The sequence below is a fragment of the Shinella sp. M27 genome, assembly GCF_049199905.1.
GTDB lineage: Bacteria > Pseudomonadota > Alphaproteobacteria > Rhizobiales > Rhizobiaceae > Shinella.
In genome coordinates this window covers 61,668-69,282 of the sequence record NZ_JBLZPK010000007.1, presented here as the reverse complement: position 1 = coordinate 69,282, position 7,615 = coordinate 61,668, and the positions used below count along the sequence as shown (strand labels likewise).

At 64.6% G+C, this 7,615-nt stretch carries 5 protein-coding genes; 1 reads left to right on the top strand and 4 read right to left on the bottom strand.

Going from position 1 to position 7,615, the window contains the following annotated elements; all coding sequences use genetic code 11:
• Positions 1 to 1,385, top strand: a 1,385-nt coding sequence (locus ACOZK4_RS01510) for an MFS transporter (protein WP_421590019.1), incomplete at its 5' end; no start/stop codon positions are given.
• Positions 1,386 to 1,443: 58 nt separating this feature from the next.
• Here ACOZK4_RS01510 and purH read toward each other — a convergent pair.
• The 4 genes from purH to htpX form a co-directional block, all read right to left on the bottom strand.
• Positions 1,444 to 3,054, bottom strand: a complete 1,611-nt coding sequence (gene purH, locus ACOZK4_RS01505) for a bifunctional phosphoribosylaminoimidazolecarboxamide formyltransferase/IMP cyclohydrolase (RefSeq protein ID WP_421590018.1) — start codon at positions 3,052 to 3,054, stop codon at positions 1,444 to 1,446.
• A 112-nt stretch (positions 3,055 to 3,166) separates the two neighbouring features.
• On the bottom strand, positions 3,167 to 4,849 hold the full coding sequence (locus ACOZK4_RS01500) for a heparinase II/III family protein (RefSeq protein ID WP_421590017.1): 1,683 nt from the start codon (positions 4,847 to 4,849) through the stop codon (positions 3,167 to 3,169).
• 113 nt (positions 4,850 to 4,962) lie between these two features.
• Positions 4,963 to 6,297 carry an RsmB/NOP family class I SAM-dependent RNA methyltransferase gene (locus tag ACOZK4_RS01495; RefSeq protein ID WP_421590167.1) on the bottom strand — a complete coding sequence of 445 codons (1,335 nt, stop codon included), beginning with the start codon at positions 6,295 to 6,297 and terminating at the stop codon, positions 4,963 to 4,965.
• 71 nt (positions 6,298 to 6,368) lie between these two features.
• Positions 6,369 to 7,334, bottom strand: coding sequence for a zinc metalloprotease HtpX (gene htpX, locus ACOZK4_RS01490; RefSeq protein ID WP_421590016.1), 966 nt, complete (start codon positions 7,332 to 7,334; stop codon positions 6,369 to 6,371).
• Positions 7,335 to 7,615 lie beyond the last annotated feature (281 nt).

Below are 7,615 nucleotides of genomic sequence, written 5' to 3'. Positions count from 1 at the left end.
TGACGGTTGTCACGGAAGGCCGGGAGCCACGCACGGGCCGGCTCGGGATTGCGGGCTGGATGCTGTTCGACTGGGCGGCACAGCCGTTCTTCACCGTCATCACCACCTTCATCTTCGGCCCCTATCTCGTCTCGCGCCTCACGCAGGACCACGCCGCCGGCCAGGCCGCCTGGAGCTACACGCTCACCCTCTCCGGCATCGCGATTGCGTTGCTCGCCCCCATCATGGGCTCGATTGCCGACGCGTCGGGCGCGCGAAAACCCTGGATCGCGGTCTTTGCGGCCGTCAAGATCGTGTCGCTTGCAGCCCTCTGGTATGCCGCGCCCGGCAGCGGCCTCCTCTACGCCATGGTGCTGATCGTTCTGGCGACGGTGGCAGCTGAATTCTCCATCGTCTTCAACGATTCCATGATGCCGCGGCTCGTGCGTCCGGAAGATACCGGCCGCATCTCCAACATCGCCTGGGGTCTCGGCTATCTCGGCGGCATGATCGTGTTGATCGCGGTCGTCGCACTTCTCGCCGCCAATCCGGAAACCGGCAAGACCGCCATTGGCATCACTCCACTCTTCGGCCTTGATGCGAACGCCGGCGAGGATGCCCGCATCACGGGGCCGATCTCGGCGCTGTGGTATTTCGTCTTCATCCTGCCGATGTTCTTCTTCACGCAGGACCAGAGCAAGAGCCTGCCGATCGTTGCGGCCGTGCGCGCCGGCTTCGCCGACCTCTCCGAGGCGCTGAAGGACCTGCGCAACAAGCCCGGCATCTTCCGCTTCCTGGTCGCCCGCATGATCTATCAGGACGGCGTCAACGGCCTGCTGGCGCTCGGCGGCACCTTCGCCGCCGGCATGTTCGCCTGGCAGACCTTCGAACTCGGCATCTACGGCATCATCCTCAATGTCGTCGCCATCGGTGGCTGCCTCTATGCCAGCCGGCTCGATACACGCCTGGGCTCCAAGACCGTCGTCGTCATGAGCCTCGTCTGCCTGACCATCGCGACGGTCGGCATCGTCTCGACCGGCCCCGGCTTTACCCTGTTCGGCCTGATCCCGTTGCCGACAGAGGATTCCGGCGGCCTCTTCGGCACCGCAGCGGAAAAGGCCTATATCCTCTACGGCCTGCTGATCGGCGTCGCCTTCGGCCCCGTGCAGGCCTCCGCGCGCTCTTATCTAGCAAGAAGCATCCATCCGGACGAGGCCGGGCGCTATTTCGGCCTCTACGCCCTCTCGGGCCGCGCCACGTCCTTCCTGGCGCCGCTCTCCGTCGCGCTCATCACCACCGCGACGGGCTCGGCCCGCGCGGGCATGATGGCGCTTATCGTCTTCCTCGTCGTCGGCTTCCTGTTGTTATTGCGTACGCCCTATCCGGCCGCCGAGGTCGAGGCCTGAAACGCAAAACGCCCCGCAAGCGGGGCGTTTCGAATTTCGGGATGACTCCGGCTAAGGATCAGTGACGGAAATGGCGCATGCCGGTGAAGACCATGGCGACGCCCGCTTCATCCGCTGCGGCGACGACTTCGGCATCACGCATCGAACCACCCGGCTGGATGACCGCCGTCGCACCGGCGGCAATCGCCGAGAGCAGGCCATCAGCGAAGGGCAGGAAGGCTTCCGAGGCGACGGCGGAGCCGCGTGTCAGCGGTTCGGCCAGACCCATGGCCTTGGCGGCTTCCTCGGCCTTCAGGCCGGCGATGCGGGCGGAATCGACACGGCTCATCTGGCCGGCACCGATACCGGCCGTCTGGCCATCCTTGGCATAGACGACCGCATTCGACTTCACATGCTTGGCGACCTTGAAGGCGAACTTCATGTCGACAAGCTCCTGCGCCGTCGGCGCGCGCTTGGTGACGACCTTGAGCTCGAGGTCCTCGACCATGCCATCGTCGCGGCTCTGAACCAGCAGGCCACCGGAGACCGTTTTTGCCGAAAGACCGGGCACGCGCGGATCGGGCAGGGCGCCCGTCACCAGCAGGCGCAGGTTCGGCTTGGAGGCGATGATGGCGCGGGCCTTCTCGTCGGCATCGGGCGCGATGATGACTTCGGTGAACAGTTTTACGATTTCTTCCGCCGTCTCGCCATCTAGCGTCGAATTCAGCGCGATGATGCCACCGAAGGCAGAAACCGGGTCACAGGCGAGCGCCCGCGCGTAAGCATCCTTCAGCGTCTTGCCGGTGGCCACGCCGCAGGGATTGGCGTGCTTGATGATCGCGCAGGCGGGGCCGTTTTCCGGTAAAAACTCGGCGACCAGCTCGAAGGCGGCGTCCGTATCGTTGATGTTGTTGTAGGAGAGCTGCTTGCCCTGCAGCAGCGTCGCAGTGGCCACGCCGGGGCGGTTCTCGCCCGTCACGTAGAAGCCCGCCTTCTGGTGCGGGTTCTCGCCATAACGCATCTCTTCCTTTAGCACGCCGCCGAGCACGCGGTGACGCGGCATGGCGATATCGAGCGCCTCGGCAAACCAGTTGGAAATCGCAGCGTCATAGGCCGCCGTGCGGGCATAGGCCTTTGCCGCGAGGCTCTGGCGGAAAGCATAGGAGGTCGAACCATCGGCCAGCTCCTCCAGCAGCGCCGGATAGTCCGAGGGGTCAGTGACGATGGCCACATAGGCATGGTTCTTGGCCGAGGCGCGGATCATCGCCGGGCCGCCGATATCGATATTCTCGACCGTCGTCGGATAGTCGCCGCCCTTGGCGCGAACCTCTTCGAACGGATAGAGATTGATGACCGCCAGATCGATCGCGCCGATACCGTGCGCCTTCATCGCCTCGACATGCTCGGCATCGTCGCGGATCGCCAGCAGGCCGCCATGCACCGACGGGTGCAGCGTCTTCACGCGGCCATCCATGATTTCGGGAAAACCCGTGACCTCGGAAACGTCGGTGACGGCGAGGCCCGCATCGCTGAGCGCCTTGTGCGTGCCGCCCGTCGAGAGCAGGCGAACGCCCTTGTCGGCCAGCGCCTTTGCAAGCTCGACGACACCGGTCTTGTCGGACACGGAGAGAAGCGCGGTGCGGACGGCAACGCGGTCAGGGGCGGGGATTTTCTTGGAAACAACGGCCATGGGGCGCTCCGTTCTGCGGCCCCGGGAGGAGGGGGCGGATGGTCATGCGCCCCGTTATCACAGGCGTGGGCGGGAGAAAACCTTGAAAGGCTGAATTCTCAAGCCTGAACACTCAACGCTGCCGGGTGAGAGACCATTGCACTTCCGGCATCTCGGAAAGCGGCATGGTCAGCGTCAGCTGCCGGGACGGGCGCACGCCCGAGGGATCGGCGAAGAAGACGTCCTCTTCCTCCTCGACGGGCACATCCAGGCAGGTCAGCGCCCAGGCCTCGCCATCCGGCGCCACCAGCCGCGTCTCGTTGGCCGAGGCGCGGTAGAGCTGGATCGTCGGATGGACATGGAAGCGCACGATGGCCGTGCCCTTCTCGATGGGTGCATTCGGCGCGGCAATCTTGAAGAAGCGCTCGCGGCCGCGAATTTCGCCGCCCGTCGCCGAAACCAAGATATCGCGCTCATAGAGGAGGCCGAAGCGCTTGAGATAGCCGTCATGGCTGGCCGTCACGCCATCGGCGCCGGAATCGCGCTCGATCCGCGCGACATTCACCTTGCTGACGCCGCCGATGATGATCGGCCCGAGGAAGCGGGAGCTTGAAATGCGCGAGGACGAGGTGTCGTTCAGTGTCGCTACCGAATGGGCGGCCGTCATGCGTGACATCTGCCGCATCGCCTCGCCGGCAAAACGCGGCCGGCCGGAATTGACGATGAAGCGGTTCTTTCCCGAGGAAATTTCGATGGAAAGCGTGCCTGCCGCCGCCGTCGACGAGAGATCGACGGATTTCGGCATGCCCGTATCCATGAGCACGACGGTGTCCTTCACCGCCACCCGGTCGTAATTGATCGAGGGCAGGGCCTTGAAGGGTGCGCCGCCGGTCTCGTCATAGCGCAGCGCGGACATCAGTTCGTTCGCCAGCGTATAGGTCGCGCCGTTGAACAGCGCGAGTTCGCCGCCCTGATGGCGGAAGAAGCGCAGCGCCGGATAGATGCGGTCAATGCAGGGAATGAGCTGCGCCGGCATGTCATGGCCGAGATTGACATAGGTCTGGCGCAGCGGCAGCAGGTCAAGCAGCAGATCAAGCGCGGCGCGCGGATTGCGCGAGCAATGGCCGCCATCCGGCAGGATCTGCCGGTCCAGCTCCTCGTCGAGATGGCGCGCGGCCTTGCGCATCTTGGACGGCGAGGAGGGCATGGCGATGGAGGCCATTGCAAGTGCGATGCGCACGCGCAGCCGCGGCTCACCGTCACGCGTCGTATCGGCGACATGGCGCAGGTAGCGCACCTGGAAGGCGAGGCTCTTCAGGAAACGGCGGTAGAAAGGATAATCGGCATCCTTCAGCACGACGGGCGAATGGGAGAGCCAGGCGATGATGCGCTGCGCCGTGACATCCGGCCGCCACGCGAGCCCGCCGATCACCCGGCCATGGCTTTGCAGCCAGTCGTCGACGATGAAGCGGGTGGTGTGCGCTGCCTTTTCCGGATCGACGAGGCGCATATGGCGAAGCCAGCCGAAGCAATGCAGGCGGACGGCGAACTCCTCCGACGGCAGTTCGAGCGCAAAGGGTGATTCGCCCTCGCATTCGAGGCTGCGGCCGGCGAGCGGGAAACGGCCGGCGGTGATTTCTTCGCCGGCAAAGGAATCGGCCGGATGCAGGTCCGTCGGCGCGACGATCAGTCGATCGGGCGTGCCGCCGGAAAAACGCATGGCGCTGATCCGGCCCAAGGCAAGCCTGCGCGAGAAGCGCCGCCAGCCCTCACGCATATACAGATAGGATAGCCGCTGCCGGTCGGAAAGCTGCATGGTTAACGAATGCCTCCAAGCCTATAGGTAGGCCGAGGAGAGGAGCATCGTCAATTCATCGCCTGCTGATGGACTGTTGATGACCTCGGCAATATTTTGGGATGATTTTGCGCTCAACCGGCTTTCCGAAGCCTTACCGCGTAAAATCCATCCAATCCGCCGGCATAGTCGCCCGTGGCCGGCAGCATGGCTGGCGTGGTGCGAAGCTCGCCGCGCGGTGAAACCGCGTCCTCCAGACCCGGCCAGTCGGCGGGATCGGCGGGGATGATTCGCCAGTCCGGGTTGTCGGCGAGAACGCGCGAAACCATGTCCTCGCCCTCGTTCGGATCGAGCGAGCAATTGGAGAAGACGAGCTCGCCGCCGGGTTTGACCAGCGTCAGGGCATGGCGCAGCAGACGCTCCTGCAAGCGCGCGAGCTTTTCGATATCCTCGGGGCCTTTGGTCCAGAGCACGTCGGGATGTTTGCGGATCGTGCCGGTCGAGGAGCAGGGCGCATCGAGCAGAACGGCGTCGAAGAGATCGTCGGTGCGAAAATCCGCCATGTTGATCTCCTGCGTCGCCGCCGAAAGACCGAGACGCTCGAGATTGCCGATGAGCCGCTTCAGGCGATTGCCGGATTGATCGAGCGCCACGACTTCGGCGCCGGCGAGCAGCAGCTGCGCCGTCTTGCCGCCCGGTGCGGCACACAGATCGGCGACGCGCCTGCCCGTGAGATCGCCGAACAGCCTTGCCGGCAGGCTCGCCGCCGCATCCTGCACCCACCATTGACCGTCCTCGAACCCTTCGAGCGCCGGAATTGCGCCAGAGGCGGCGGGAAGGCGGACGGATCCCGTCGGCAGGACGAGACCGCCGAGCCGTGCGGCCCAGCCTTCGGCATCCGACTTGACCGTCAGGTCGATGGCGGAAGGCTCCAGCATCGCCTCGGCGATGCGGGCGGTATGCTCCCGGCCGTAGATGGCGGCGAGGCGGTCATAGAACCAGTCGGGAATGACCGGGATGGCCCGGGTCGCGGTGAGATGCGTGGCCTTTTCGCGTGACAACCGGCGTAGCACCGCATTGGTGAGGCTGGCGAAACGGCGATTGCGCGGGTCGAGCTGCGCCTGCTCCACCGCGAGATCGACGGCCGAGTGGTCCGGCACGTCGAGATAAAGGATCTGCGCGGCGGCAACGGTCAGGACATGATGCAGCGCGCGGGCACCATCCGGCAGCGGCGTGCCAACGAGCGTATCGAGAATGGCCTCGATGCGGGGGAGATGGCGCAGCGCCGTGTTGAGGATGGCGCGCACCAGCGCCCGGTCGGCATCGTTCAGCTGGCGATATGCGGGGTTGCCGTTTTCCAGATCCAGCATGCCGTCGAGCGACGTCCTGCGATCGACCACGGCCGCGAGAATTTTTGCCGCTGCCTGCCGGGCGCGAAGACCCGGCTTTTCCGGCTGGCTTTCAGCCACCGCTTCCGGCGCGGGCCGCCGGGGGCCGCCGTGGCGTTTCGGATAGGGTTTGTTTCTGCGCGTGTCGTCGTTCAAGACCAGGGACCTTTGGGCGGTTCGGAACTACCGCGTCCCCAGCCCGTCGTCGGTACGGAGCGCGATTTGCGTGAGGCAGTATCAGCCCGGACCGGCTCCGTCGAGCGGGCCTGCATGGTGCGGGCCATTTCCTGAAGCGCCGCGATGCGGTTCTCGGTGTTCGGATGGGTCGAAAACAGATTGTCCATGCGTTCGCCCGAAAGCGGGTTGATGATGAACATATGCGCCGTTGCAGGATTGCGCTCGGCATCATTGTTGGGAACGCGACCGGCCGCGACCGCGATCTTGCCGAGAGCTGACGCCAGCCACAGCGGGTTGCCGCAAATCTCCGCGCCTCGCTTATCGGCGGAATATTCGCGCGTGCGGCTGATCGCCATCTGCACCAGCATGGCGGCGAAGGGCGCGACGATCATCGCAATCAGCACACCGACGAAGCCGAGCGGATTGTTGTTCTCGCGGTTGTTGCTGCCGCCGAAGAACATGGCGAAGTTGGCGAGCATGGAAATCGCACCGGCAAGCGTCGCCGTCAGCGTCATGGTCAGCGTGTCACGGTTCTGGATATGCGCCAGTTCATGGGCCATAACGCCCGCCACCTCTTCGTAGGAGAGCGCTTTCAGCAGGCCAGTGGAGGCGGCCACGGCGGAATTTTCCGGGTTGCGGCCGGTCGCGAAGGCGTTGGGCTGGTCGCTGTTCATAACGAAGACACGCGGCATGGGCAGGCCTGCACGGGCCGCAAGATCGCGTACGATACCGTAATATTCGGGTGCCGTGCGCTCATCGACCTCCTTGGCGCCATACATGGACAGCACCATCCGGTCGGAATTCCAATAGGAGAAGACGTTCATGCCGATCGCGACGACGAGTGCGATCATCATGCCGCCCTTGCCGCCGATGAGCAGGCCCACGCCCATGAAAAGCGCCGTCATGACGGCGAGCAGCATGGCTGTGCGAACGATGTTCATGCGTTTTCGGCTCCTGTCAGGCCCCATCGGCCCCTCTATCGATCCTTGTTGTCAAGGACATGTTTCACGTGAATCAGCGCTTTCCACAGCGTCGTCACGCTCCTATATGATGGGAAACCACCCGCACTTCTTCAATATCCCGGAAGGATGCCGATTTTCATGGACAGCGACAACGACAATCATTCCGATGGCCGAAAAGTGCTTCCGCCCGCAGCCCTACGCGCCTTGCAGGAAGCCGAGGAGCGCCGCAAGGCCGCCCAACCCGTCGAGCGCCCCGAGGA

Bases quoted from the DNA above. Each gene is read 5' to 3' on its own strand.
- purH (WP_421590018.1), bottom strand. From the start codon at position 3,054: ATGGCCGTTGTTTCCAAGAAAATCCCCGCCCCTGACCGCGTTGCCGTC.
- ACOZK4_RS01500 (WP_421590017.1), bottom strand. From the start codon at position 4,849: ATGCAGCTTTCCGACCGGCAGCGGCTATCCTATCTGTATATGCGTGAG.
- htpX (WP_421590016.1), bottom strand. From the start codon at position 7,334: ATGAACATCGTTCGCACAGCCATGCTGCTCGCCGTCATGACGGCGCTT.